Annotated in this window: 28 protein-coding genes and 1 other RNA gene; 11 read left to right on the forward strand and 18 right to left on the reverse strand. The window is 54.4% G+C overall.

Going from position 1 to position 25,663, the window contains the following annotated elements; translation table 11 throughout:
- Nucleotides 1–62 precede the first annotated feature (62 nt).
- Nucleotides 63–323: a YfhL family 4Fe-4S dicluster ferredoxin gene (locus tag M2406_RS19815; protein ID WP_012146370.1), complete on the forward strand. Its 261-nt coding sequence runs from the start codon at nt 63–65 to the stop codon at nt 321–323.
- 215 nt (nt 324–538) lie between these two features.
- On the opposite strand, the gene acpS is transcribed toward M2406_RS19815, so the two are convergent.
- The 7 genes from acpS to lepA form a co-directional block, all read right to left on the reverse strand.
- Nucleotides 539–919: a holo-ACP synthase gene (acpS, locus tag M2406_RS19820; protein WP_012146371.1), complete on the reverse strand. Its 381-nt coding sequence runs from the start codon at nt 917–919 to the stop codon at nt 539–541.
- Nucleotides 919–1,650: a pyridoxine 5'-phosphate synthase gene (gene pdxJ, locus M2406_RS19825; protein WP_259191082.1), complete on the reverse strand. Its 732-nt coding sequence runs from the start codon at nt 1,648–1,650 to the stop codon at nt 919–921. The genes acpS and pdxJ overlap by 1 nt, the downstream gene beginning before the upstream one ends.
- 73 nt (nt 1,651–1,723) lie before the next feature.
- Complete coding sequence (recO, locus tag M2406_RS19830) at nt 1,724–2,455, reverse strand: DNA repair protein RecO (RefSeq protein ID WP_017893720.1); 732 nt, start codon at nt 2,453–2,455, stop codon at nt 1,724–1,726.
- 8 nt (nt 2,456–2,463) lie between these two features.
- On the reverse strand, nt 2,464–3,372 hold the full coding sequence (gene era, locus M2406_RS19835; protein WP_012146374.1) for a GTPase Era: 909 nt from the start codon (nt 3,370–3,372) through the stop codon (nt 2,464–2,466).
- Nucleotides 3,369–4,049 carry a ribonuclease III gene (gene rnc, locus M2406_RS19840; protein ID WP_012146375.1) on the reverse strand — a complete coding sequence of 227 codons (681 nt, stop codon included), beginning with the start codon at nt 4,047–4,049 and terminating at the stop codon, nt 3,369–3,371. The genes era and rnc overlap by 4 nt, the downstream gene beginning before the upstream one ends.
- A gap of 182 nt (nt 4,050–4,231) precedes the next feature.
- The gene (lepB, locus tag M2406_RS19845) at nt 4,232–5,209 is read right to left on the reverse strand and encodes a signal peptidase I (RefSeq protein ID WP_012146376.1); all 978 of its coding nucleotides are present in this window, start codon (nt 5,207–5,209) and stop codon (nt 4,232–4,234) included.
- Nucleotides 5,210–5,245: 36 nt separating this feature from the next.
- Nucleotides 5,246–7,042, reverse strand: coding sequence for a translation elongation factor 4 (lepA, locus tag M2406_RS19850; protein WP_012146377.1), 1,797 nt, complete (start codon nt 7,040–7,042; stop codon nt 5,246–5,248).
- Nucleotides 7,043–7,584: 542 nt separating this feature from the next.
- Here lepA and M2406_RS19855 point away from each other — a divergent pair.
- Nucleotides 7,585–8,424 carry a hypothetical protein gene (locus M2406_RS19855; RefSeq protein ID WP_259191083.1) on the forward strand — a complete coding sequence of 280 codons (840 nt, stop codon included), beginning with the start codon at nt 7,585–7,587 and terminating at the stop codon, nt 8,422–8,424.
- Here M2406_RS19855 and rseC read toward each other — a convergent pair.
- Genes rseC through rpoE form a run of 4 tightly spaced genes read right to left on the reverse strand, consistent with a single transcriptional unit; the run spans nt 8,421 to nt 11,112 of the window.
- Nucleotides 8,421–8,897 carry a SoxR-reducing system protein RseC gene (gene rseC, locus M2406_RS19860; RefSeq protein WP_041418661.1) on the reverse strand — a complete coding sequence of 159 codons (477 nt, stop codon included), beginning with the start codon at nt 8,895–8,897 and terminating at the stop codon, nt 8,421–8,423. The two genes, M2406_RS19855 and rseC, sit on opposite strands and share 4 nt — an antisense overlap.
- Entirely contained in the window at nt 8,894–9,853 is a 960-nt protein-coding gene (gene rseB / locus M2406_RS19865; RefSeq protein ID WP_135345058.1) for a sigma-E factor regulatory protein RseB, read from the reverse strand. Before rseB ends, rseC begins: the two co-directional genes overlap by 4 nt.
- The gene (gene rseA, locus M2406_RS19870; protein WP_259191084.1) at nt 9,853–10,506 is read right to left on the reverse strand and encodes an anti-sigma-E factor RseA; all 654 of its coding nucleotides are present in this window, start codon (nt 10,504–10,506) and stop codon (nt 9,853–9,855) included. Before rseA ends, rseB begins: the two co-directional genes overlap by 1 nt.
- Before the next feature lie 30 nt (nt 10,507–10,536).
- On the reverse strand, nt 10,537–11,112 hold the full coding sequence (gene rpoE / locus M2406_RS19875) for an RNA polymerase sigma factor RpoE (RefSeq protein WP_012146382.1): 576 nt from the start codon (nt 11,110–11,112) through the stop codon (nt 10,537–10,539).
- A gap of 213 nt (nt 11,113–11,325) precedes the next feature.
- Here rpoE and nadB point away from each other — a divergent pair, with 213 nt between their 5' ends.
- On the forward strand, nt 11,326–12,927 hold the full coding sequence (gene nadB / locus M2406_RS19880) for an L-aspartate oxidase (RefSeq protein WP_174354903.1): 1,602 nt from the start codon (nt 11,326–11,328) through the stop codon (nt 12,925–12,927).
- A gap of 40 nt (nt 12,928–12,967) precedes the next feature.
- Here nadB and M2406_RS19885 read toward each other — a convergent pair whose 3' ends face one another.
- The gene (locus M2406_RS19885; protein ID WP_017893728.1) at nt 12,968–13,750 is read right to left on the reverse strand and encodes a tRNA(1)(Val) (adenine(37)-N(6))-methyltransferase TrmN; all 783 of its coding nucleotides are present in this window, start codon (nt 13,748–13,750) and stop codon (nt 12,968–12,970) included.
- Between the two features lie 99 nt (nt 13,751–13,849).
- Here M2406_RS19885 and srmB point away from each other — a divergent pair, with 99 nt between their 5' ends.
- Entirely contained in the window at nt 13,850–15,175 is a 1,326-nt protein-coding gene (gene srmB, locus M2406_RS19890) for an ATP-dependent RNA helicase SrmB (protein WP_012146385.1), read from the forward strand.
- Between the two features lie 60 nt (nt 15,176–15,235).
- Here srmB and M2406_RS19895 read toward each other — a convergent pair whose 3' ends face one another.
- From M2406_RS19895 to grcA, 3 genes are all read right to left on the reverse strand, one after another.
- Nucleotides 15,236–15,991, reverse strand: coding sequence for an ankyrin repeat domain-containing protein (locus M2406_RS19895; protein ID WP_259191085.1), 756 nt, complete (start codon nt 15,989–15,991; stop codon nt 15,236–15,238).
- A complete protein-coding gene (locus tag M2406_RS19900) occupies nt 15,984–16,946 on the reverse strand; it encodes a phospholipase (RefSeq protein WP_259191086.1) in 963 nt (320 codons plus the stop codon). Before M2406_RS19900 ends, M2406_RS19895 begins: the two co-directional genes overlap by 8 nt.
- A 186-nt stretch (nt 16,947–17,132) precedes the next feature.
- Complete coding sequence (gene grcA, locus M2406_RS19905) at nt 17,133–17,516, reverse strand: autonomous glycyl radical cofactor GrcA (RefSeq protein WP_012146388.1); 384 nt, start codon at nt 17,514–17,516, stop codon at nt 17,133–17,135.
- A 344-nt stretch (nt 17,517–17,860) separates the two neighbouring features.
- Here grcA and ung point away from each other — a divergent pair, with 344 nt between their 5' ends.
- Complete coding sequence (gene ung / locus M2406_RS19910) at nt 17,861–18,544, forward strand: uracil-DNA glycosylase (RefSeq protein WP_012146389.1); 684 nt, start codon at nt 17,861–17,863, stop codon at nt 18,542–18,544.
- Nucleotides 18,545–18,594: 50 nt separating this feature from the next.
- On the opposite strand, the gene grpE is transcribed toward ung, so the two are convergent.
- Nucleotides 18,595–19,167, reverse strand: coding sequence for a nucleotide exchange factor GrpE (gene grpE, locus M2406_RS19915; protein ID WP_017893731.1), 573 nt, complete (start codon nt 19,165–19,167; stop codon nt 18,595–18,597).
- A 124-nt stretch (nt 19,168–19,291) separates the two neighbouring features.
- Between grpE and nadK the strand changes: the two genes are divergently transcribed.
- The 3 genes from nadK to bamE all read left to right on the forward strand — a co-directional run bounded on the left by nadK (nt 19,292) and on the right by bamE (nt 22,370).
- Complete coding sequence (gene nadK, locus M2406_RS19920) at nt 19,292–20,170, forward strand: NAD(+) kinase (protein WP_012146391.1); 879 nt, start codon at nt 19,292–19,294, stop codon at nt 20,168–20,170.
- An 86-nt stretch (nt 20,171–20,256) separates the two neighbouring features.
- Complete coding sequence (gene recN / locus M2406_RS19925; protein WP_259191087.1) at nt 20,257–21,918, forward strand: DNA repair protein RecN; 1,662 nt, start codon at nt 20,257–20,259, stop codon at nt 21,916–21,918.
- A gap of 113 nt (nt 21,919–22,031) precedes the next feature.
- A complete protein-coding gene (bamE, locus tag M2406_RS19930; protein WP_012146393.1) occupies nt 22,032–22,370 on the forward strand; it encodes an outer membrane protein assembly factor BamE in 339 nt (112 codons plus the stop codon).
- 114 nt (nt 22,371–22,484) lie between these two features.
- Here the strand turns inward: bamE and M2406_RS19935 are convergent, their stop codons facing one another.
- Nucleotides 22,485–22,769 carry an RnfH family protein gene (locus tag M2406_RS19935; protein WP_259191088.1) on the reverse strand — a complete coding sequence of 95 codons (285 nt, stop codon included), beginning with the start codon at nt 22,767–22,769 and terminating at the stop codon, nt 22,485–22,487.
- Entirely contained in the window at nt 22,762–23,196 is a 435-nt protein-coding gene (locus tag M2406_RS19940; RefSeq protein ID WP_012146395.1) for a type II toxin-antitoxin system RatA family toxin, read from the reverse strand. The genes M2406_RS19935 and M2406_RS19940 overlap by 8 nt, the downstream gene beginning before the upstream one ends.
- Before the next feature lie 161 nt (nt 23,197–23,357).
- On the opposite strand from M2406_RS19940, the gene smpB reads away from it, so the two are divergent.
- The 3 genes from smpB to M2406_RS19955 all read left to right on the forward strand — a co-directional run bounded on the left by smpB (nt 23,358) and on the right by M2406_RS19955 (nt 25,662).
- Entirely contained in the window at nt 23,358–23,840 is a 483-nt protein-coding gene (gene smpB, locus M2406_RS19945; protein WP_012146396.1) for an SsrA-binding protein SmpB, read from the forward strand.
- A 49-nt stretch (nt 23,841–23,889) separates the two neighbouring features.
- Nucleotides 23,890–24,270: a transfer-messenger RNA gene (ssrA, locus tag M2406_RS19950) on the forward strand.
- A 192-nt stretch (nt 24,271–24,462) separates the two neighbouring features.
- Nucleotides 24,463–25,662, forward strand: coding sequence for an integrase domain-containing protein (locus M2406_RS19955; RefSeq protein ID WP_259191089.1), 1,200 nt, complete (start codon nt 24,463–24,465; stop codon nt 25,660–25,662).
- Nucleotide 25,663 lies beyond the last annotated feature (1 nt).

Here is a 25,663-nt window from a genome sequence, read left to right on the forward strand (position 1 = left end):
AAAAATGGGTTTTATGATAGATTGCGCGCCTGTTCGTGTGCACCGATTAAAAGATAACTGACATGGCACTGCTGATTACCAAGAAATGCATCAACTGCGATATGTGCGAACCCGAATGCCCTAATCAGGCCATTTCGATGGGCGAGGATATCTACCAGATTGATACCGATCGCTGCACCGAATGCGTCGGCCATTACGATGTTCCCACCTGCCAGCAGGTGTGCCCTATCGATAACACTATTGTGGTTGATCCGCAGCACAACGAAACCAACGAACAGCTGTGGGACAAATTTGTGGTGCTGCACCACGCCGACCGACTCTGACCACGCAGTCAGATCAACAAGGGCGCCTACAGGCGCCCTCGGGTTTGATGACAAAGTTGTCTTTGAATCCGAGATACCCGGGCCTAGCGCACCGAGGGGCGCTCCGGCGGGCAAGCCGCTACGACCCCTTCGGCACGCTCTCCCTAATAACGGGCTTTGTCAGTAGTCTTAAGGGCGCGAATAGCGTCCTTTCGTTTTGTCGCCGGATAAAACCATTACCCTTCGATAATCACCGTGGCACAGGCATAGCGACGTTCATCCGCCAGCGAAACATGGATCGAGGTGACCCCCATTTCCTTTGCCAGCTCGGCGGCGCGAGCATGCAGGCGAATATTCGGCTTGCCGAGACCGTCGTTGAACACTTCAAACTGATTAAACGCCAGCCCATTGCGAATACCGGTGCCAAACGCCTTGGCGACGGCTTCTTTCACCGCAAAACGTTTGGCCAGAAAGCGCACCGGCTGCTGATGTTGCTGGTACAATTCCCATTCAGCCTCGCTCAGCACGCGGCGCGCGAGACGATCGCCACTGCGCTCAACGACGGCTTCAATGCGCGCCATTTCGACAATGTCGGTACCCAGCCCCAGCACCGCCATTAGCGACGCGCTTCGCGCATCAGTAACTTCATATCTGTCACCGCTGCCGGCAATCCACACATCACTGCCTGGCCGATGATTGCATGGCCGATATTCAGCTCATGCATTTCCGGCAGAGCAGCAATTGGCTGAACGTTATGGTAAGTCAGGCCGTGGCCGGCGTTGACCTTCAGGCCTTTCTCTGCGGCGTAGGTAGCGGCAACGGCAATGCGGTGCAGCTCGGCTTTCACCGCCAGTTCACCTTCGGCTTCGGCATAGGCGCCGGTATGAATTTCAATGTAAGGAGCGCCCACCGCCACCGCCGCATCGATCTGTCGATGATCCGGATCGATAAACAGCGAAACCAGAATGCCGGCCTTTGCCAGTTGCTCAACCGCGACGGCCATTTTGTCTTGCTGCCCGGCGACGTCCAGCCCACCTTCGGTGGTCACTTCTTCGCGTTTTTCCGGCACCAGACAACAAAAATGCGGCTTTAACTCTATGGCGATATCCAACATCTCATCGGTCACGGCCATTTCCAGATTCATTCGGGTCTGAATGGTCTGGCGCAAAATGCGAACATCGCGATCGGTGATATGACGGCGGTCTTCACGCAGGTGTACGGTGATCCCGTCGGCCCCTGCCTGCTCGGCAATAAATGCCGCCTGTACCGGATCCGGGTATTGGGTTCCGCGCGCGTTACGTAACGTGGCGATGTGATCGATATTGACGCCCAGCAGCAAATCAGCCATGACAACCCTCTAAAAAACGATTTTCAGTGGCCGTAGTTTACACGCGGGGACAGTGCTGCAAAAGGGGAAAAGGTCAGGCGTCGTCGACCGGCGGATCCGGCTGTTTACGGACAAACTGACGAAACAGCTCGCGGCTCTTCAGTGGTTTGCCCCCCAAATAGGGTTTGAGCGCCATGCGGGTGAAACGTTTGGCGGCACGCAAGGTTTGCACGTCCGGGAACTGGCGCTCTGCCAGCGCACGCAGCTCGCGGCCGGTAAAGCTGTAATGGTCCACCACCAGGCTGGCGATAAAGCCTTTTTCCTCGCGGTAGCGATAGGTCATGCCGTCGTCCACTGGCTGGCCACTACCGGCGCAGTGCAGGAAGTCCAGGCCGTAGCCCAGGTGATTAAGCAAGGCCAATTCGAACTGACGTAATGCCTGCTCCGGCGAAACGTCTTCTGCCGCCAGCGCCTGCAAACATTGCAGATAATCGAAGAATAATACCGAGTAGTTTGCTTCCTGCTCCAGCACCCGTGACAGTAATTCATTCACGTATAGGCCGCTGTAGAGCATCATGCCGCTAAGGGGTAAACCGAGAGAGACCGCTTCGGCGCTACGCAGCGTTTTGACTTCGCCACGACCGCCCCAGCGTACCAGCAGAGGAGTAAAGGGTTGCAGGCAACCCTTTAAATTGGAACGGCGGCTGCGCGCGCCTTTTGCCAGCAAGCGCACCCGCCCATGACCTTCGGTAAACATATCCAGCATCAGGCTGGTTTCACTGTACGGTCGTCCATGCAGGACGAAAGCGCGTTCCCAGCCGTCCATTGGATAGTTTATTTCAGGTCGTCGGTATAGCCTAGGCTACGCAACGCACGTTCGTCGTCCGCCCAGCCCGATTTCACTTTCACCCACAGTTCCAGATGCACTTTGGTTTCAAACATCTGTTCCATATCCTGGCGGGCTTCGATACCGATGGTTTTGATCTTGGCGCCTTTGTTGCCGATGACCATTTTCTTTTGGCCTTCGCGCTCAACCAGGATCAGCCCGTGGACGTTGTAACCGCCACGCTCATTCGGCACAAATTGTTCGATCTCAACCGTCACCGAGTAAGGCAGTTCTTCACCCAGGAAACGCATCAGCTTTTCACGGATAATTTCCGAAGCCATAAAGCGCTGGGAACGATCGGTGATGTAATCGTCCGGGAAGTGGTGTTCCGCTTCCGGCAATACCTTGCGTGCGATAGCCGCGATGGTATCCACGTTCATACCTTTTTCGGCAGAAATCGGCACTACGTCGAGGAAGTTCATCTGCTGGCTGAGGAACGCAATGTGCGGCAACAGCTTGGATTTGTCGGTAACGTTGTCGACCTTGTTGATCGCCAGCAGCACCGGGCATTTCAGGCTACGCAGCTTGTTGACCACCATTTCATCGTCGGCGGTCCAGTTGGTCCCTTCCACAACGAAGATCACCAGCTCGACGTCGCCGATTGAGCTGCTGGCCGCGCGGTTCATCAAACGGTTGATGGCGCGTTTTTCTTCGATGTGCAGACCCGGGGTGTCGACGTAGATGGCCTGATAGGCGCCATCGGTATCGATACCCATAATGCGGTGACGGGTCGTCTGTGGTTTACGCGAGGTGATGGAGACTTTTTGCCCCAGCAGTTGGTTCAGCAACGTGGACTTGCCCACGTTGGGGCGACCGACTATCGCAATAAAACCACAGTATTGTTTCTCTTCGCTCATTCAAGCTCCAGCTTTATTAACGCTTGTTCCGCTGCCGCTTGTTCGGCTTTACGGCGGCTTGAGCCGGTTCCCACGACGGGTTCGCTCAAACCACTCACCTGACAGTGGATAGTAAATTCCTGATCGTGCGCCTCACCGCGAACCTGCACTACCAGATAAGAAGGTAACGGCAGATGACGACCCTGCAAAAACTCCTGCAAACGGGTTTTTGGGTCTTTCTGCTTATCACCGGGGCTGATTTCGTCCAACCGGCTGCGATACCAGTCCAAAATCAGTCGTTCAACAGTTTGGATGTCGCTATCCAGGAAAACGCCGCCAATCAAGGCTTCCACCGTATCCGCCAGGATTGATTCGCGGCGGAATCCACCACTTTTCAACTCACCCGGACCAAGACGCAGACATTCGCCCAGATCAAACTCACGCCCCATCTCTGCCAGCGTATTACCGCGCACCAGCGTGGCGCGCATACGGCTCATATCGCCCTCGTCTACGCGAGGAAAACGCTGGAACAGCGCATTGGCGATGACAAAACTGAGAATGGAGTCACCCAGAAACTCAAGACGTTCATTGTGTTTACTGCTGGCGCTACGGTGAGTTAACGCTTGCAGCAAGAGCTCCTGCTGTTGAAAAGTGTAGCCCAGCTTCCGCTGTAGCCTATTTATTACGATGGGGTTCATGAGTTACCAATAGATCAAGAATGCGTCAAAAACTTGCAGCATACGGAACAGGCCTGCTTTGCCGAAAGCCAATCCAAAGCTGTTTCGTTTGCAGTGGCCCCCAACAGGGAGCCAACTTTTTATCGCTCGAGCCGGTATTCTACAACGAGTGGAAATATAATGCTGCGTTAATAGACGCCGGATTAATGAATTCCACCGATGCGGCTAAATCTTACGCCGGTAGGCCATTCGCCTTCCTGCTTTTCAAAACTCATCCAGATAGCCGTGGCCTTGCCTACCAGATTTTTCTCCGGTACGAAGCCCCAATAGCGGCTGTCGGCGCTGTTGTCGCGGTTATCACCCATCATGAAGTAATGACCCGCCGGCACAACCCACTCCGCCAACTGTTTACCCGGCTGCTGATAGTAAGCGCCCACCTGATCCTGCGTGCCCGGCACGGTCAGAATATGGTGAGAAACATTACCCAGCGTTTCCTGGCGTTCACGCAGGCGGATGCCGCCCTGCGGTACGTTTTCACTCAGCGGGATCTGGTAGAAACCATTGCTGGCCTCACCCATGCCGCTGCGGCTGAACAGCTGCACAAAGTCACTTGGCTGTGCGTCGTTATAAGTCACTGCCAATGCGGTGTCGCATGACTGGCCGCTATTACACGAAGGCTGAACGGTCACACGCTTATTGATCGGATCGTAACTCACACGGTCGCCCGGCAGACCAATTACGCGCTTGATATAATCGAGTTTCGGATCCAGCGGATATTTAAATACCGCAATATCACCGCGTTTCGGATGACCGGTTTCAATTAGCGTGGTCTGGGTAATAGGATCTTTAATGCCGTAGGCATATTTCTCCACCAGAATAAAATCGCCAATCAACAGCGTCGGCATCATGGAACCGGACGGGATCTGGAAAGGTTCGTAAATAAACGAACGCACCACAAAGACCAGCAGCAATACCGGGAAAACCGACGCGCCGGTTTCAATCCAACCCGGTTGTTTAGCCACTTTTGCCAGCGTTTTATCATCTACGGCGCCCGCAGTCTGTGCATTCACCGCCGCAATCTTCGCTCGGCGGGCCGGCGCCCATCTGAAGCGCTCAAAGGCCCAGATGATCCCGGTCACCAATGTGGCCAGTGCCAGGATCAGGGCAAACATATTCGCCATGCAAACTCCCTAGTTTCGCGACTTTATCGCTGTTACTTACTTGTCCTTGCCAACGTGCAGAATGGCCAGGAACGCTTCTTGTGGCAACTCGACGTTACCCACCTGCTTCATGCGTTTCTTACCGTCTTTCTGCTTCTGCAGCAGCTTCTTCTTACGGCTGACGTCACCGCCGTAGCATTTAGCCAAAACGTTTTTACGCAGCTGTTTCACCGTCGCACGCGCGATGATGTGAGTACCGATAGCGGCCTGGATGGCAATATCGAACTGCTGGCGTGGGATCAGCTCTTTCATCTTCTCTACCAGCTCACGGCCACGGTACTGCGAATTGTCGCGGTGAGTGATCAGCGCCAGCGCATCCACGCGCTCGTTGTTGATCAACACGTCGACGCGCACCATGTCAGAGGTCTGGAAGCGTTTGAAGTTGTAATCCAGCGACGCATAACCACGCGAGGTAGATTTCAGACGGTCGAAGAAGTCGAGTACCACTTCCGCCATTGGAATTTCGTAAGTCAGCGCAACCTGGTTACCGTGGTAAACCATGTTGGTCTGCACACCGCGTTTCTCGATACACAGGGTGATCACGTTACCCAGGAATTCCTGCGGCATCAGCATGTGACATTCGGCGATCGGTTCACGCAGCTCTTCGATGTTATTGAGTGGCGGCAGCTTGGATGGGCTATCAACGTAGATAGTCTCTTTGCTGGTGGTTTCCACTTCATACACTACCGTTGGCGCAGTGGTGATCAGCTCCAGATCGTATTCACGCTCCAGACGTTCCTGAATGATCTCCATGTGCAACAGGCCGAGGAAGCCACAGCGGAAGCCGAAACCCAGCGCGGTGGAACTCTCTGGCTCGTAGAACAGCGAGGCGTCGTTCAGGCTCAGCTTGCCCAGCGCGTCGCGGAAGGATTCATAGTCGTCGGAGCTGATTGGGAACAGGCCCGCGTAAACCTGCGGCTTCACTTTTTTGAAGCCCGGCAAGGCTTTGTCCGCCGGTTGGCGAGCCAGTGTCAGGGTATCGCCCACCGGTGCGCCAAGGATGTCTTTGATTGCACAGACCAACCAGCCTACTTCACCACAGTTCAACACGTCGCGATCGACACGTTTCGGGGTGAAGATGCCCAGACGATCGGCATTATAGGTTTGGCCGGTGCTCATGACCTTGATCTTGTCGCCCTTGCGCATGGTACCGTTCTTGACGCGCACCAGGGAAACTACGCCCAGGTAGTTATCGAACCAGGAGTCAATGATCAGTGCCTGCAGTGGCGCTTCCGGATCGCCTGCCGGCCCCGGAATATCACGCACCAGGCGTTCCAGCACTTCTGGTACGCCAACGCCGGTTTTGGCCGAGCAACGCACCGCATCGGTAGCGTCGATGCCAACGATGTCTTCAATTTCCTGCGCGGCGCGATCGGGATCGGCTGCCGGCAAGTCAATTTTGTTCAGTACCGGCACCACTTCCAGATTCATATCCAGCGCGGTGTAGCAGTTGGCCAGCGTCTGGGCTTCTACGCCCTGCCCGGCATCGACCACCAGCAGTGCACCTTCACAGGCGGCCAGTGAACGGGAAACCTCGTAGGAGAAGTCAACGTGTCCAGGGGTGTCGATAAAGTTGAGCTGGTAGGTTTGGCCGTCCTGCGCCTTATAATCCAGCGTCACGCTCTGCGCTTTGATGGTAATGCCACGCTCGCGCTCAAGATCCATAGAATCGAGCACCTGCGCGGCCATTTCACGTTCGGTCAAGCCACCGCAAATTTGGATAATACGGTCGGACAGCGTCGACTTACCGTGGTCAATGTGGGCAATAATGGAGAAATTTCGTATATGCTTCATTATAAAAGTTTTTCTGCCTTGGTATTTCTGAATTACTCGCCTATAGAAACCCGCATGGACCTAAAGCGACAGTGAATGGGTTCGGCCGTCTTGCGCCTGAATCGCTGCATTCTACATGCCACAACACTGAAAACCTAGCGATCGGTGCAGTGAAGGCATTCTATTATGTACACTTTAATGTTACAGAGCGCTCCGGGTTATGAAAGCGGATGTTAACAAAGCCCGACGCGGTCGACAGGGTAAGTTATAACAATCTTGCCCTCCCATATTGCCTCGCCAGCCGTTGACGGGATCGCCCGTTAATACATATCCACCAATAACGCAATAAACCCTCTCCTAATTCTGAATAAAATAATATTTGGATCAACATCTTAGAATTGCGCTTTGCCCCCCGGGCTTTAGGAAAAACCCGATGTACGCTCGCCGACTGCTCCTATAGAAATGAGGGTGAACACCGCGATAAAACATAATTCAGGGCACTACATCGGCATGCCCACCGGGGTTCACCAGCATATCTCTGCGTGTTGATTGGAAGGTGCATAATGATCGATAAAGGGCAAATGCTGAGCCGGCACGATTTTTCAAAGGTCAATTGGGGCATTCTCGCAGTGGCAGCGCTGCTGTTAACTCTCGGTGCGGCACTGCTGTTGCTGCCGCTGCTGAGCAACATGGATGAAAATGAGGTACTGACCTTACTGCAAACCGGCGCAGCGACTATTTTACTCGGCTGTATCCTGCTGGCACTGCGCCATTACCTGCGGCCAGCATTGACCTATCGCCTGTACGAACAGGGTGTTCGGGTGATTAACCCACATAGTCATAAAGAACGATTTATCCCCTTTGAAAAAATTGGTGATATTTATCGTTTTCGCGGCGGTCGTTTATTTGGGGGAGTCTTGGATGTAATGGCATTTCGCGCGTCGGCTGATCAACCCTGGTGTCCGGTGTTCAGCAATGTTTCCCACTCCTTGCGGCTGGCCGATACCATTATCGCTCAGCAGATCCAACAGCGTGGACCACAGGCCTTGAATGCACTGTATCAGGGGGAAGTGCTGTCGTTTCGCTATCTCAGTTGCGGCGCTCGCTGGCTGACCCAATTGCTGCCTGGCCATCGGAAAGGACAATCGGCCCAAACCTTGAGCCTGAGTTCAACGGCACTGATCACAGCTCAGGGGTCTATCCCGATTGAGCAAATCCGCGAACTGGAAAATAATCCGCAGCGCGGCACCATTCGCCTGTTGGATAATCAGGGCAATGCGTTATTTACTATCGGCTATTTTTCGCTGCTCAGCGCCGATTTGTTTATCGCGCTGCTGGAGCATATGATCTACGCCCGCATCACCGCCTACCATAACCCGGCGATGACGCGGCAGCAGTTTTAATGCAGAGGCTGGTTTTCCGTTTGCAGGCGCATGGCCCCAGGCGGTAAACCAATTTGCAGAACGATGGGTTGGTAATTTGCCTGTTCACCGAGGCGGTGTGCCAGACTGCGCGCCAGCATAAAGGCCGCGACACCGCCGAGCAGTGCGCCAAGCGCGGCAGAAGCATCGGTACCCAACCAGTATTGCAACAGGCTGCCCCCCAGCATCATGCCCAGTAGCGGCGTCAGATAAACCAGCATTGCTGAGCGCAACAGGCTGCCTTCCGCAATACCCACCTCAACCCGCTGGCCCGGCTCAAGCGGCTGCTCGATATGAACCTGCAACTGGTGTTCGGTTTCCGGCACCAGTTCATTCAACGCCCGCGCGCCACAGCCAGAACGGGCAGTACAACTGCCACACCCGGCTTTCGGCTCACAGCGCAGCAGCGCCACGCCCTGTTGCCACGAAACGACCGTGGCCCACTCTTTCATCATTGTGGTGACACCTTGAAGGAAATACTGTCAGCGATACGCTTGGCCGTTGCCGGCGGCAGTTCGCCCACGATAGTGATCTCATTGCCGTTACGCACTTCGGTTTGGATAGTACGACGCCCCTGGCGATAATATTGCTGGCCGGCACCGCTGCCCGCCGGGCTGATGTTGACCGAGAAACTGAACAAGCCGTCGCTGTAGAGCCGCGACTCAACAGGTTCGTTCACATTCGGCAACTTGCGGCGGTTACGTGCGACTTCATCGACCCCAGCCGGTAACCAGCCCGTGCTCCAGCTCAACTTGATTTTATCTATCGCCGGAAGCGACAGCAAGGGTGGCAGATTAGCCTTGATCAGCCCTTGCATCGCGCCTTGTACCTGCGACCCGACGACAAACGAAATCACCCGGTATTGCTCAAGCGTTTCGCCATCACGGTCGATCAAATCCACCCGCAACGGCAGCTTGGTGGCTTCATCCATCCAGACAATGTAGCTATAGCGTGAACCATCGCGAGCAACCACGCGGATCACTTCGCATGGACGATCGGAAATTCGGGTGCTGCCGACGGAGATGAAATCGTAATATTTCGCCAGACGGTCAAAATCAGCATAAACAATGGCCGGCAACGCATCGACGATGTGATCGCCGGACAGCGTAAAGGGCTCCAGGCCGGGTTCGAAATAGCTAATTCCGCCGCCACGCTGCAGCACTTCACGGCGCGGGCCGTCCATATGCAGTAATTGGCCGAGCGGTTGCTGGTCAATCACCGCATGACGATAGCGCAGCGATTCGATCCCCTGCTTGCTGATGCTGATATAGGCGAGTTCATAATTGAGCGAACGGCTGGCACTGCTCATCTGTTGTAACAACGCCCCGGACGCAGAGGGCTGCGCCGGGGCGATGTTTGAGTAGAGCAGGCTGCCCGTCAATAGACAGACGGAGAACCAAATTTGCTTCATTACTGCTGTTGCATTCCTAAAGACTGAGTTCCGGGAACCTGAACGGCAGCCTGTTGTGGGGTGCTTTGCTCAAGCTGCAGTTGATCAGAATGCAAACGACGTTGCAACTCATAATCTTGCAGCATAGCGTTAATGCGTTTGCGCTGTTCCTGCACCTGCTGCTGTTGACCGCTGCCGGTGGAGAAACTGTCTGCCGGCACGCCGAGGCTGACCGGTGACGCCTGCCCCATGATTGGCAGGGTATTAAACGCCGGTGATTCAGCGGCGCCAGATTGTGCAGCCGGTTGATTATATTGCTGTACGCCTACAATCACCGCCAGCGACACGCAGGCCGCCATACCAATCTGAGTGATCTGGCTGGCCCAAGGGCGGACTTTGTGCCAGAACGGCATTTTCTGCCAGGTGTGAGGTTGCGGCTGAGATTCCGTAACTGCAGAAGGAACCAGACGTGCAGGTTCTTTCTCAAGTGCAGCAGCAACACGATCTGCGATATCGAGATGCATAACTTGTCCGATATCACCCCGTAGTGTGTCACGTATCAGGTGATAGCTCTGCCAGCTTTGTTGAAGCGCCCTGTCTTTAGACAATGAACTCAGCAGCTCGCTGTCGAGCGATTCCCCATCCATCAGAGCGGAAAGCTTTTCTTTCTGCATGCCTAAGTACCCTTCCTGTGTCCGCCATTGCTAACGTTGAATCAGCGGTTGAACTTTATTATCGATAGCCTCCCTGGCGCGGAAAATACGCGAGCGTACGGTTCCTACCGGGCAATCCATGATGGCAGCTATCTCTTCGTAGCTTAGACCATCCAGCTCCCGCAGGGTAATCGCCATGCGAAGATCCTCAGGGAGAGACTCAATGGTACGGAAAACTATCTGTCTCAGCTCTTCTGACAACATTAAGTTCTCAGGGTTCGAAATTTCTTTCAGTGCACCCGCACTTTCGTAATTTTCGGCATCGTTGGCATCCACATCGCTGGATGGCGGACGACGGCCCTGAGCCACCAAATAATTTTTTGCCGTATTCACAGCAATTCGATACAACCAGGTATAGAAAGCGCTATCCCCACGGAACGATTCCAGTGCGCGATAGGCTTTAATAAACGACTCCTGTACCACATCCGGCACATCGCCCTGCGGTACATATCGGGAAACGAGACTCGCCACTTTATGCTGGTAACGAATTACCAGTAAGTTAAACGATTTCTGATCGCCCTTTTGGACCCGCTCAACCAGAACTTGATCCGTTAACTGCTCGCTCATCCGAGGTAAACTCTCCCCAAATCCGTCTCCACGCGTAAAATTGTACTGCCAGCCATACATTATTTTCCTGAGCAAGCACTCGCTTGGAGTTCATACAGAACACGAAGTTCCGTATTGCCATTGTTTTTTATGTTGATGTCACCCATCCGTGGCTTTTGCCCGGACAATTAGGCTAACATGAATTTCACTCTTCTTCTGCACACATCATACGCTATGCAACCATCATCTGAACATGTTAGCGATGTACTGATCGTCGGTAGTGGTGCTGCCGGCCTGTCATTGGCGCTGCGCCTGGCGCAGCATTGCAAGGTTACCGTACTCAGCAAGGGGCCGCTCAACGAAGGCGCCACATTTTATGCCCAAGGCGGGATCGCCGCGGTTTTCGATGAAACGGACAGCATTGCCTCACACGTAGATGACACTTTGATTGCCGGAGCCGGCCTGTGTGACAAAGACGCCGTTGAGTTTATCGCCGGCAATGCGCGCCACTGCGTGCAGTGGTTGATCGATCAGGGGGTATTGTTCGACACCGAGGTCAACGCTCAGGGCGAAGCACATTACCACCTGACGCGGGAAGGGGGGCACAGCCACCGCCGTATCCTGCATGCCGCTGATGCTACAGGTAAAGAAGTAGAGACTACCCTGGTGGGGAAAGCAAGCAACCACCCGAATATTTGCGTGATGGAACGCCGTAATGCGGTCGATCTGATCACCTCGAACAAAATCGGCCTGCCGGGCACTCGTCGGGTGGTCGGCGCCTATGTGTGGAACCGCGAGCTGGAGCAGGTAGAAACCTACCGCGCCAAAACAGTGGTGCTGGCTACCGGCGGTGCAGCCAAGGTTTATCAATACACCACCAACCCGGATATCTCATCCGGCGACGGGATCGCCATGGCCTGGCGCGCAGGTTGCCGGGTCGCCAACCTTGAATTCAATCAGTTCCACCCGACCTGTCTGTTCCATCCGCAGGCGCGTAACTTCCTGCTGACCGAAGCGTTGCGCGGTGAAGGTGCCTATCTGAAGCGCCCGGATGGCAGCCGCTTTATGCCCGATTTTGACCCTCGCGGCGAACTGGCACCACGGGACGTCGTTGCGCGAGCCATCGACCACGAAATGAAGCGTCTGGGTGCGGACTGCATGTATCTGGACATCAGCCATAAACCAGCTGAATTCATTACCCAGCATTTCCCGATGATCCATGAAAAACTGCTGACGTTGGGCTTTGACCTGACCAGCCAGCCGATTCCTATCGTCCCTGCCGCGCACTATACCTGCGGCGGCGTGATGGTCGATCAGCATGGCCGTACCGACCTTGACGGGCTGTATGCCATTGGCGAGGTCAGCTATACCGGCCTGCACGGCGCTAACCGCATGGCGTCCAACTCACTGCTGGAATGTCTGGTCTACGGTTGGTCAGCGGCGGAAGACATCATGATGCGTCTGCCGTTTATCAAGCTGGCGAAACAGCTGCCGCAGTGGGATGAAAGCCGGGTTGACGACGCCGACGAACGCGTGGTGATCCAACATAACTGGCATGAGTTGCGATTGTTTATGTGGGACTACGTGGGGATCGTGCGCACCACCAAACGGCTGGAGCGCGCATTGCGCCGCATCAATACCTTGCAGGCAGAAATTGACGAGTACTATGCCAACTTCCGCATCTCCAACAACCTGCTGGAACTGCGCAATCTGGTGCAGGTGGCGGAGCTGATCGTCCGCAGCGCCATGGAGCGCAAGGAAAGCCGCGGGTTGCACTATACGCTGGACTATCCGGATCTGCTGCCGGAAGCGCTGCCGACCATTCTGCAGCCCTAATGATGCCGCCTGGGCGCCTGACCATGGCGCCCTTTTCATTTCAGTAAAACAAATAGAAATCAGTAATCAGACGGCGAAAATCATCGGTGTAACTGCCATCGGCCAACTTAATCGCCAGCTTCTGCTCGGTTGCCTCTTCCGCAGGCTGACGCGTCAGGGCTAACAATACCCGGTGCATCGGCGTATCCGCGCGATCGCTGACATTCAGCCGCTGCGCAGTATGCCAGCCACGGCGATGTGCATTAGTTTCGAAAGCTTCACCAATGTCATGCGGCAGTACTACGCAAAAGGTTCCCTGCGGTGCGATTAGCTGTTCCGCACTGACCAGCAGGGCATCGTGGGTCAGGGTTTCGGTGTAACGTGCGTTGTGACGCGCCTGGTCGCGACAGGCGACCGCAGGCTCGAAATACGGCGGGTTGCTGACGATCAGGTCATATTGACCGGCATGATGTTGGGCAAAATGGTGAATATCCTGCGCATGCACCTGAATGCGCAGCGACCAAGGGGATTCCAGCACATTGTCATGCGCCTGTGCAGCGGCGGCTTCATCGAGCTCTACAGCGTCAATCTGCACGTTCTCGGCAGTACGCTGCGCCAGCATCAGCGCGATCAATCCGCTACCGCTGCCGATATCCAGCACCCGTTGTGCCTGCGCCAGGGGGGCCCATGCACCGAGCAGCACGCCGTCGGTACCCACTTTCATTGCACAGCGATCGTGAGCAACAAAAAATTGCTTAAAGGTAAAACCGCCGCGACGCGGAGTAAAATTCGCTTTCGATTGAGTGCTCACAATAACCACCTGAATACAAAACTGGCGTAGCATAAGGCAATCTGATTTTTGGGAAAAGAGATGCTTTCCGCTTAAATAGGTGAAGAACGCGGCCAACCCGTCTATAATCGGCGCCCCAAGTAGAGGTAGACCATGACAGTAACCAATTTTTCCGAGCTCGAACTCGATGAACGCCTGATAAACGCCCTGCGTGATAAAGGCTACGAACGCCCAACCGCCATTCAAGCCGAGGCGATCCCGCCTGCGATGGATGGGCGCGACGTATTGGGTTCGGCGCCGACCGGCACCGGCAAGACCGCTGCATTTTTGCTGCCGGTATTGCAACATCTGCTCGACTTCCCACGCAAGAAGTCCGGCCCACCGCGCGTACTGATCCTGACCCCGACACGCGAGCTGGCGATGCAGGTAGCCGATCAGGCACGTGAACTGGCTGCTCATACTTCGCTGGATATCGCTACCATCACCGGTGGCGTCGCCTATATGAACCACGCGGAAGTCTTCAGCGAAAACCAGGACGTGGTCGTTGCCACTACCGGTCGTTTGCTGCAGTACATTAAAGAAGAAAACTTCGACTGCCGCGCGGTAGAAACGCTGATCCTTGATGAAGCCGACCGCATGCTCGACATGGGCTTCGCACAGGACATCGAAACTATTTCCGCCGAAACCCGCTGGCGTAACCAGACCCTGCTGTTCTCCGCGACGCTGGAAGGCGATGCCATCCGCGAGTTCGCCGAACGCATTCTGAAAGAGCCGGTAGAAGTCGAAGCTGACCCGTCACGCCGTGAACGCAAAAAGATCCTGCAGTGGTACTACCGCGCCGACGACGTGGTGCATAAAACCGCCCTGCTGGTGCATTTGCTGAAACAACCGGACGTGCAGAAATCCGTAATCTTCGTGCGTAAGCGTGAGCGCGTGCATGAGCTGGCAGCCTGGCTGCGCGAGGCCGGTATCAATACCTGTTACCTCGAAGGCGAAATGGTGCAGGCCAAGCGTAACGAAGCGGTAAAACGCATGATGGATGGCCGTGTCAACGTACTGGTCGCCACCGACGTTGCTGCCCGTGGCCTGGATATCCTGGATATCACCCACGTGTTCAATTTCGACATGCCGCGCACGGCGGATACCTACCTGCACCGCATCGGCCGTACCGGTCGTGCCGGGCGTAAAGGCACCGCGATCTCGCTGGTTGAGGCACACGACCACCTGCTGTTGGGCAAAGTGGGCCGTTACCTGAACGAGCCGCTGAAAGCGCGGGTGATCGAAGAGCTGCGTCCGTCAACCAAAGTACCGAGCGAAAAAAGCAACGGCAAGCCTTCCAAGAAGGTGATTGCCAAACGCGCAGCCGACAAAGAAAAGAACAAAGAAAAAGCCAAGGTGAAAGTCCGTCATCGCGATGCGAAAAACGTGGGCAAACGTCGCCAGCCGAAGGCCAAACCTGAGAGCAACGGCGCGAAGTAATGCTGCCGTAGTGAATAAAAACCGCCTCCATTAACCTGAAGGCGGTTTTTTTATGCCCGCTTACTGCTGCGCGTAATGCGTTGCCTGCTGATGGGCTTTCAGCCAGGCATTCAGTTGACGATAACCCTCGCGCATTTCTTCACTCTGCAACGACGCTGGCGTTTGTGAGAAATAGAACTGGAAGGTCACTCCCTGCTGATTGCGGGCCTTGGCATCCGCCCCCGCCTGCAACAGCATCAGCGCCAACTGCGGCGCATTGGTTTTTGCCGCTACGTGCAAAGGCGTATCACCCAGCCGATCGCTCAACGTAACATCCGCCCCGGAGACCAACAGCAACCGCAGTTGCTCTTCCCGCCCGGCCAACACGGCAGTCGCCAAGGGGGTGGCGCCGGTTACCGCATTACGTGGATTAACCGCTCCCCCCTGCTCCAGCAACAGCCGCAAATACTGCGGGTCCTGCACCGCCGCCGCGGTATGCAGCGCGCTGTTGCCATCCAGACCCGGAATGGAAGCATCAGCTCCCAGCTCCAGCAGTAAGGCCAGACTCTGCGGTTGCTGCGCCAGTATTGCCCACTGCGGCAAAGTGACCTGACGCTCACCCTGCTCGCTCAGACGCCCCTGTGTGGCCTGTTCGGCAATACCCTGTACATCACCGCGCGCTACCGCCTGAGCCAGCGCTGCATTGCCACGTCCGTTGAACGGAGAAATATCCTGATTCATCTGTTGCTCCTTAGCCATAGTCAGCAAACCGGCGATCGCAACCAACGCCAGCATGGCGATAATCAACGTCTGCCGCACGCGCCGCCTGTCAGGCATTGGCCTTGTTCTCCCATGGCTTTTGCTCCGCCATCGAACTGATAACCTTATCGATTCCATGCGCGGTCAGGCTGCGATCCACATGTTTGCTCGGCCGCCAGTCGTCAATGCCACTCAGAGTATCGTTATTGGCCAACGTGATTTTATGCCCGATAGCGTCCGGGATCAGCGAAGTGGATTCCTGAGTGCCGGTCAGCATGTCGTATTGTTCGCTGTAACGGCGGATCCCCCCCGCTTGCGCATCTTGTTTCGCCGCTGCCGGATCGATCCCCATGCGGTTCAGCGTGTAATCGGAAACGCCTGCGGCATTAAAAGTCACCGCCACCGTGCCAGTCGCCAGTGCCGCCGTTGCAGCCAGGCCACCGCCAAGCGAATGACCGGCAATCACCAATGCCTCGCCAAACGCCGCTTTGGCGCTTTTGGCAACCGCGACTGCCTGATTGTACTGCACATCATCATAGCCGGTCGCCTGACGCACATTGCTCAACCAGTCACGCATATCATTGGTGCCGGCAAAGGCCAAGACATACTGCTGATTATCGCTGTAGATCCCGGCCTGGAAACCCGATGCCGAGTCATGCAGGCTGGCGGGGTCAATGCCTGCGCCGAGCAAGGCACTGTCGTTCAAGCGGGTGAAACCGCCAACGCCCTGACTGGCGGTGTTGTAAACGTCCTTGGCCAGTAACGCCAGCGTATAGTCCCCTTGCTGTGACTGTTGCCCACGCGTCACGCCCTGACTGGCAGCCACCGGCGCAGCGGCCGAAATATCGCTCACCAGCGTATTAAGCAGATTCTGGGCATTCAGACTGTTTGGGGAAAGCGTGGCCGCAGGGGCTTTAGCCGCTGGGGGCTCAATCGGCTGTGGCGAATTCAGGGGTTGCGGTACCGCACGGGCCACCGGGGGTTGAATGGCCGCAGGGCTGACCGCAGAGGTAAAACTCAAAGACATACTCATGCCGACTCCTTGTCGATAGACTTATCTATGCCGCACCCAAATGAGTGCTGCTGTAGCTATCGGCAGGTCGGAGCAGTTCTGTAATGCGAGTGATTATCTTTGCAAGGAATGTGATCAGGATTCACTTTTTGGCGGGCTGAGCAATGAAAAAGGGAGCCGAAGCTCCCTTATTAATCACGCAGACAATTACAGGCTTTCTGTAAAAGTACGTGTAATCACATCGCGTTGCTGTTCTGGCGTCAGCGAGTTAAAACGCACCGCATAACCGGACACGCGAATGGTTAATTGCGGATATTTTTCCGGATGCTTAACCGCATCTTCCAGCGTTTCGCGGCGCAGTACGTTCACGTTCAGGTGCTGCCCCCCTTCAACGCGCACGGTAGATTGCATTTCCAGCGGCACTTCACGGTACTCGATCTGGCCCAGTTCGCTGACCGGAACGACCTGATCTTCCGCGTAGTTGGCTTTCGCGCAAACGCAGCGAGCTTCGGATTTTTCATCGTCCAGCAGCCAGAAAGAGTTCACCAGCGCCTGGTCGTTCGCTTTAGTGATTTGAATACCAGTAATCATGTTGTTGCCTCCGTACAAGGGCGAAAAATTCTACTTCGAAAAAACCCAATGTTGGTTTCGGCCATTTGGTAAAACCATTGTTGTCTTGTTGTTCTGTATACCAGTCTGGCCGGGGCAATTCTTTGATTAAAGTCAATTTTTACGGGGTACCCGCACAGCACAACGGGGCAAGTTTATGTTTTATGTCAATTTTCCCCGCAAGACACCTCGCAATTATTTTTGTAAATTTTCAACAATATTTGCATAAAACGAAAAGACGCCAGGATAAAAGCGGGTTTCACTGAGTGAAGCTAAACGGTAAGCTATGCCCAGTGAATTGTTAACGAAAACAAAGGAGAGCGTTTATGTCCACCTCCCTCACCTGGCATGATGTCATCGGCAAGGAGAAAGAGCAGCCCTATTTTCATGAAACGCTTGCCTTTGTTGCCGCTGAACGTCAGGCCGGTAAGACCATTTACCCACCGCAAAAAGACGTGTTCAACGCCTTTCGCTATACCGAACTGGCAGACGTGAAGGTGGTGATCCTCGGTCAGGATCCGTACCACGGCCCGAATCAGGCCCATGGCCTGTCTTTCTCGGTGCTGCCCGGCGTGCCTGCTCCCCCTTCGCTGGTGAATATGTATAAAGAGCTGGCGACGGATATCCCGGGTTTTGAACGCCCTAGCCACGGCTGTCTGCAAAGTTGGGCGGAACAAGGCGTGCTGCTGCTTAACACGGTGTTGACGGTGGAAGGTGGCCAGGCGCATTCACACGCCAAACTGGGCTGGGAAACCTTTACCGATAAGGTGATCGCCGCGCTGAATGAAAACCGCGAAGGCGTGGTGTTTCTGCTGTGGGGCGCTCACGCCCAGAAGAAAGGCAATTTTATCGACAGCAACCGCCACCACGTGCTGAAAGCGCCGCACCCTTCACCGCTTTCCGCCCACCGGGGTTTCCTCGGCTGCCGCCACTTCTCGCAGGCCAACCAGCTGCTGGTGCAACAGGGGTTGCAACCTATCGACTGGCTGCCGCAACTGCCGCAGAGCTGATTCAGACGTAAAAAAGGCACCCTAAGGTGCCTTTTCTTTACTTAATTCGCTTAAGCCTTGGCTTTGGAAACCGCGACCATCGCCGGGCGCAGCAGGCGGCCATTCAGCGTATAGCCTTTTTGCATCACCATCATTACGTGATTTGGCTGGTGATCGGCCGATTCCATCAGGCTCATCGCCTGGTGTACTTCCGGGTTGAACGGCACGTTAGTGTCGCCAACGATTTCGATACCGTACTTACGCACTACGTCCTGCAGGGACTTCAGCGTCAGCTCGATACCTTCGATCATCGCCGTCAGCTCCGGATTGTTTTTATCCGCCAGATCCAACGCACGCTCCAGGTTATCCAACACCGGCAGCAGGTCACCGGAGAATTTCTCCAGGGCAAACTTGTGCGCTTTTTCAATATCCAGCTCGGTGCGGCGGCGGACGTTTTCCATTTCCGCTTTGGCGCGCAGCAGGCTGTCGCGTTCATGCTGCTGGGCTTCGGCCAGTTGAGCTTCCAGCTCAGCAATGCGCTCATCCCGCAGATCGACGCCCTCAGCCGCTTCCGGCAAGACTTCCTGCTGTTCCATTTCTTCCGAGACTTGCTCGTTTGGCGTCTTCTGTTCTTTACTACTCATGAATATCTCCGCGTTTTAGCATTAATCTCGCAACTTGGCTTATTATGGGGATCAAAACCGGGGTTTCAAGTCAACCGGTCACAATGTGGGGCATAAACTGGTCCCGGTGAGGAAAATCACAACAATGAATAAAAAATTCGCCTGTATTGGCATTGTTGGCCACCCGCGTCACCCTTCGGCGCTGGCAACGCATGAGATGTTATTTCACTGGCTGGTCGCCCGAGGCTATTCAGTGATGGTTGAACGGCAGATAGCCCAGGATTTGGGGCTGAAAGACGCCGTCACCGGCAGCCTGGCAGAGATTGGCCAAAAGGCCGATTTGGCCGTAGTGGTCGGCGGCGACGGCAATATGCTGGGCGCAGCACGCGTGCTGGCACGTTACGATATTAAAGTGATCGGTGTTAACCGCGGAAATCTCGGTTTCCTGACCGATCTTGATCCCGACAACGCATTGCAGCAATTGGCCGACGTGCTGGAAGGCGAATATATCGATGAACAGCGCTTCCTGCTGGAAACCATCGTACATAAGGAAAACCAGCAGTGCCGCATCAGCACCGCTATCAACGAAGTGGTGTTGCACCCCGGTAAAGTGGCGCACATGATTGAGTTCGAAGTGTATATCGACGATCGCTTCGCCTTCTCACAGCGCTCTGACGGCCTGATCATCGCCACCCCGACCGGTTCGACCGCCTATTCGCTCTCTGCCGGCGGGCCGATCCTGACGCCGTCGCTGGAAGCCATCGCGCTGGTGCCGATGTTCCCGCACACCCTTTCAGCCCGCCCGTTGGTGATCAACGGCAACAGCACTATCCGGCTGAAGTTTTCGCAGATTGGTAGCGATCTGGAGATCAGCTGCGACAGCCAAATCGCCCTGCCTATCCAGGAAGGTGAAGAGGTATTGATACGCCGTAGTGATTTCCATTTGAATCTTATTCATCCAAAGGACTACAGCTATTTCAATACGTTAAGCACCAAGCTGGGTTGGTCAAAAAAATTATTCTAAAAACTGCGCCAGCCTCTTTACTGTATATAAAACCAGTCTATACTGTATGTAACTACAGTTATGTATTTATATACAGGAAGGTTCCCATGCTGGCGCAATTGACCATCAGCAATTTTGCTATCGTTCGTGAGTTGGAAATTGATTTTCAACCGGGTATGACGGCGATTACCGGTGAAACCGGCGCCGGCAAATCGATTGCCATCGACGCGTTGGGGCTGTGCCTCGGTAATCGCGCCGACGGTAACGTCGTCCGATTGGGAGCCGCCCGTGCCGATATCTGCGCCCGTTTCTCACTGGCGGACACCCCTTCTGCACGACAATGGCTCGAGCAGAACCAGTTGGACGACAGCAATGAGTGCCTGCTGCGCCGGGTGATCAACGCAGATGGCCGTTCCCGTGGCTTTATCAATGGCACCGCCGTCCCGCTTTCGCAACTGCGCGAACTCGGCCAGCGCCTGATTCAGATCCATGGCCAGCATGCCCACCAGTTGTTACTCAAGCCTGAGCACCAAAAACAACTGCTCGACGCCTACGCCGATGAACCCGCCCTGCTGACGCAAATGCAACAGGCTTACCAGCGCTGGCACCAAAGCTGCCGCGAACTGGCTCATCATCAGCAACAGTCCATCGAGCGCGACGCACGCAAACAACTGCTGCAATACCAATTGAAAGAGCTGAACGAGTTTGCGCCGCAGGCCGGTGAGTTTGAACAAATCGATACCGAATTCAAACGCCTGGCCAACAGCGGCCAGTTGCTGACCATCAGCCAGCAAACCCTGCAACTACTGGCCGATAACGAAGAAAATAATATGCTGAGTCAGCTCTACACCGCCAAACACCTGTTGCTTGAGCTGGTCGGCATGGATGAAAAACTCAGTGGCCTGCTGGATATGCTGGAAGAGGCGTCAATCCAAATCAGTGAAGCCAGCGATGAACTGCGCCACTACGCCGATCGTGTGGATCTGGATCCAAACCGTCTGCAAGAACTGGAACAGCGCCTGTCGCGGCAAATCAACCTGGCGCGTAAACACCACGTCGCGCCAGAAGAGCTGCCGCAATTGCACCAGCAAATGCTGGATGAACAACAGTTGCTGTCACAACAAGAAAACGACCACGAACACCTGGCCGAGGCGGTCACGCTGCATCATCAGCAAGCGCTGTTGTTGGCAGAGCAGCTGCATCAAAAGCGTCAGCATTATGCCGCTGAGTTGACCACGTTGATTACCGACAGCATGCAGGCACTCTCCATGCCGCACGGTAAATTCAATATCGACGTGCGCTTCGAGCCGCAATATTTGAGTGCTGAAGGCGCGACCCGTACCGAGTTCTGCGTTTCCACCAACCCGGGCCAACCACTGCAGGCGCTGGCGAAAGTGGCCTCTGGCGGCGAACTGTCGCGCATCGCGCTGGCAATCCAGGTGATTACCGCCCGCAAGATGGAAACGCCAGCGCTGATTTTCGACGAAGTGGACGTAGGTATCAGCGGCCCAACCGCCGCCATTGTCGGCCGCCTGCTGCGCCAGTTGGGGGAATCTACCCAGGTTATGTGCGTCACTCACTTGCCGCAGGTAGCCGGTTGTGGTCATCAGCATCTGTTCGTCAGCAAACAGACCGACGGCACGGAAACCGAAACACAGATGTCACCACTGGATAAACGCGCTCGTTTGCAAGAATTGGCACGCCTTTTGGGCGGCAGTGAAGTCACCAGAAATACCCTGGCAAACGCGAAAGAACTGCTTGCTGCATAGAAAAGCTCAACTTTTTTACTTTCCTGAGGTCATATTGGGGCCCTGTAAAGGTTTCCAACTGCTGCAAGGTCTATTATCATCGGCATCCTATGCCCTAAAGGAATGTGATTACTATGCGCTGTAAAACGCTGACTGCCGCCGCTGTGGTTCTTGTGATGCTGACTGCAGGCTGTTCTACTTTTGAGAAGGTGGTTTACCGGCCTGACATCAACCAAGGGAACTACCTGACGTCCACCGACGTAGCTAAAATTCAAAAAGGTATGACCCAGCAACAGGTCGCTTATACATTGGGCACCCCAATGCTGCAGGACCCGTTCGGTACTCAGACGTGGTTCTATGTGTTCCGTCAGCAACCTGGTCATGAAAATATCACCCAGCAAACCCTGACGCTGACCTTTAACAGCGCGGGTGTCTTGACCGATATTCAGAACAAGCCGGCGCTGACCAAGTAATCCGCGCAGGAACTATCGTCCGGCCCGTGAGGGACGCGTCAAGTTCTTCATGACAGTACCAGGCTGCAACTCGGAAGATAAAATTCTGATAAAAAATAAGGCGCTCTTAGCGCCTTATTTTTTTGCCTTCTCTGCCCGTTGACGGCGCAGCTCTTTGGGGTCGGCAATCAATGGGCGATAAATTTCCACCCGGTCGCCATCGCTGAGCACATCACCCAACTTGGCCGGTCGGCTATAGATGCCCACCTTGTTACTTTGCAGGTCAATATCACCACGCAGTTCCAGCAGGCCGGAGGCGACAATTGCCTGCTCAACGCTGCTGCCCTCCGCCAGTGTGACATTGCGCAGATACTGACGCTCCGGTAAGGCGTAAACCACCTCGACCCGTATCTCAGACACTGTAGACCTCTTTCGCCCGCTGGGTGAATGCCTGCACCATGTTACCCGCCAGCTCTTTAAACACCTTGCCGAACGCCAACTCGATCAATTTGTTGGTAAATTCAAAATCAAGGTGCAGCTCAACCTTGCAGGCTTCCGGGCTGAGCGGCGTAAAGTGCCAGCCCCCCATCAAGGAGCGGAACGGACCATCAACCAGTTGCATATTGATGCTTTGATTATCCAGCAGCGTATTGCGCGTGGTAAAAGTTTTGCTGATACCGGCTTTGGCAACATCTACTGCAGCGGTCATTTCATTGTTGGACGCGTTAATCACCCGGCTACCGGTACAACCCGGCAGAAAATCGGGATAAGAATGAACATCGTTAACCAACTGATACATCTGCTCGGCGCTGAATGGCACTAACGCAGATCGACTGATCTGGGGCATATCATTTCCTGTGAGACACAAAACATACAAATCATACCATTTATCTATCGGCAAACAAAAAATCTGCTATGCAACACAGAGGCCAAAAATGCGAAAAATTGCGCAGGTGCTGAGCGGGAAAGGATTTCTTTCGCTGACGCATCCAGTATAATGAACACACTATGACAAAGAAAAAAGCACACAAACCCGGCTCTGCCACCATTGCGCAAAACAAGCGTGCGCGTTTCGAATACGCCATTGAGGAAGAATTCGAAGCGGGCCTGTCTCTGCAAGGGTGGGAAGTCAAATCGCTGCGTGCCGGCAAAGCCAACATCAGTGACAGCTACGTGACTTTTCGCGATGGTGAAGCCTACCTGTTTGGCGCCACTGTCTCACCGCTCAACGTAGCTTCTTCTCATGTGGTCTGCGATCCGACACGTACCCGTAAACTCCTGCTGAAAAAGCGTGAGCTGGACTCACTGCTCGGCCGTGTAAATCGTGACGGTTACACCGTGGTTGCCTTGTCCATGTATTGGAAAAATGCCTGGGCCAAGATCAAAATCGGCGTAGCCAAAGGTAAGAAAGAACACGATAAGCGCGATGACATCAAAGATCGTGAATGGCAGACGGCGAAATCCCGTATCATGAAGCACGCCAACCGATAAGCCTCTGGCTTAACGGGTAAAACTTCTGTTATACTGCGCGACGTAACTTGGGGCTGATTCTGGATTCGACGGGATTGTGAGGCCTTAGGAGCATGCCGAGGGGCGGTTTGCCTCGTTAAAAGCCGCAAAAAAAATAATTGCAAACGACTCGCAATTCGAATCTGCTGCTTTAGCAGCTTAATCAGCCTAAGAAACTGAAGATTCCCTCTCTCCCTAGCCTCCGCTCTTAGGACGGGGATCAAGAGAGGTCAAACCCAAAAGAGATCGCGTGGATGTCCTGCCTGGGGCTGAAGCGTTAAACCCAATCAGGCTAGTTTGTTAGTGGCGTGTCCATCCGCAGCTGACCGGCGAATGTGAAGATTGGACTAAGCATGTAGTGCCGACGGTGTAGTAATTCCGGACGGGGGTTCAAATCCCCCCAGCTCCACCAAATGATGATCCGGGTATTACCAGATAAGTCCGGAGAAGTACGGAAAGCCCGCATACCACCTAGGTTTGCGGGCTTTTTTGTGTCTGTAGTAGTCCGAGAATATCCAGCTAAATCCGGGATTTATTGGTATACGTTTAGGTATACGTTAAAATGTATGCCATAAACGTATACCAATTATGGAAGAACCCTTACATGGCGCGGACTACACGCCCCCTCACACATACCGAAATACAAAAAGCCAAAGCCCTAGAGAAAGACCTCACCCTACACGACGGTGACGGCCTGTTCCTGTTAGTCAAAACCACCGGCAAGAAATTGTGGCGTTTCCGCTACCTCCGCCCCGGCACCAGTTCACGGACTATGGTTAGCCTCGGTGCCTACCCTGCCCTGTCACTTGCCGACGCCCGGCAAATACGTGCCGAAAAGCTCGCGATACTGGCAAGAGGCATTGACCCACAGGCCAAAGAAGCAGAAGAAGCGGAACAAAAGCAGGTAGCCCAAGAAAGCATTTTCCTGAATGTGGCAAAGCAATGGTTCGCATTAAAACAGGCCAGCGTCAGCGCTAAGCATGCTGAAGACATCTGGCGTTCTCTTGAAAAGGACATACTGCCATCTATCGAGAATGTCCCAGTTCAGGACATTAAAGCACGTTTGCTGATTCAAGTGCTGGAACCTATCAAAGCCCGTGGTGCATTAGAGACAGTCCGGCGTTTGGTGCAACGCATCAACGAAATCATGATTTACGCCGTCAACACCGGTTTGATTGATGCTAATCCGGCTTCTGGCATCGGCAATGCGTTCGAGCGCCCTAAGAAGCAGCATATGCCGACCATACGGCCCGAAGAACTGCCCAAGCTGATGCGCACAATCTCGATGAGCAATTTATCAATCCCAACCCGTTGCTTACTTGAGTGGCAGCTACTTACGCTTATACGTCCTGCAGAAGCCTCCGCAACCGCATGGGCTGAGATCGATATAGAGAAACGTGAGTGGCGTATCCCGGCGGAACGGATGAAGGCTAAGCGAGATCACATCGTTCCACTGTCAGACCAAGCATTAGAGATACTGGAAATCATGCACCCTATCAGTGGCAGGCGTGAGCATGTATTCCCTAGCCGTAATGATCCACGCAAACCAATGAACAGTCAGACTGCTAATGCTGCTTTGAAGCGTATTGGCTATGGTGGTAAATTAGTTGCGCATGGTTTAAGGTCTATCGCAAGCACCGCTTTAAACGAACAAGGTTTTAATAGCGATGTGATCGAAGCAGCCCTTTCTCACGCTATTCATGATGAAGTAAGAAAAGCATATAATAGAAGCACATATTTAGAACAAAGATGTGAAATTATGAGTTGGTGGGGCATGAAAATAAAAAACAGTTATGGAGGGTAAA

Origin of the sequence: Serratia sp. BIGb0163, from assembly GCF_024809935.1 — a bacterium.
Taxonomy (GTDB): Bacteria; Pseudomonadota; Gammaproteobacteria; order Enterobacterales; family Enterobacteriaceae; genus Serratia; species Serratia quinivorans.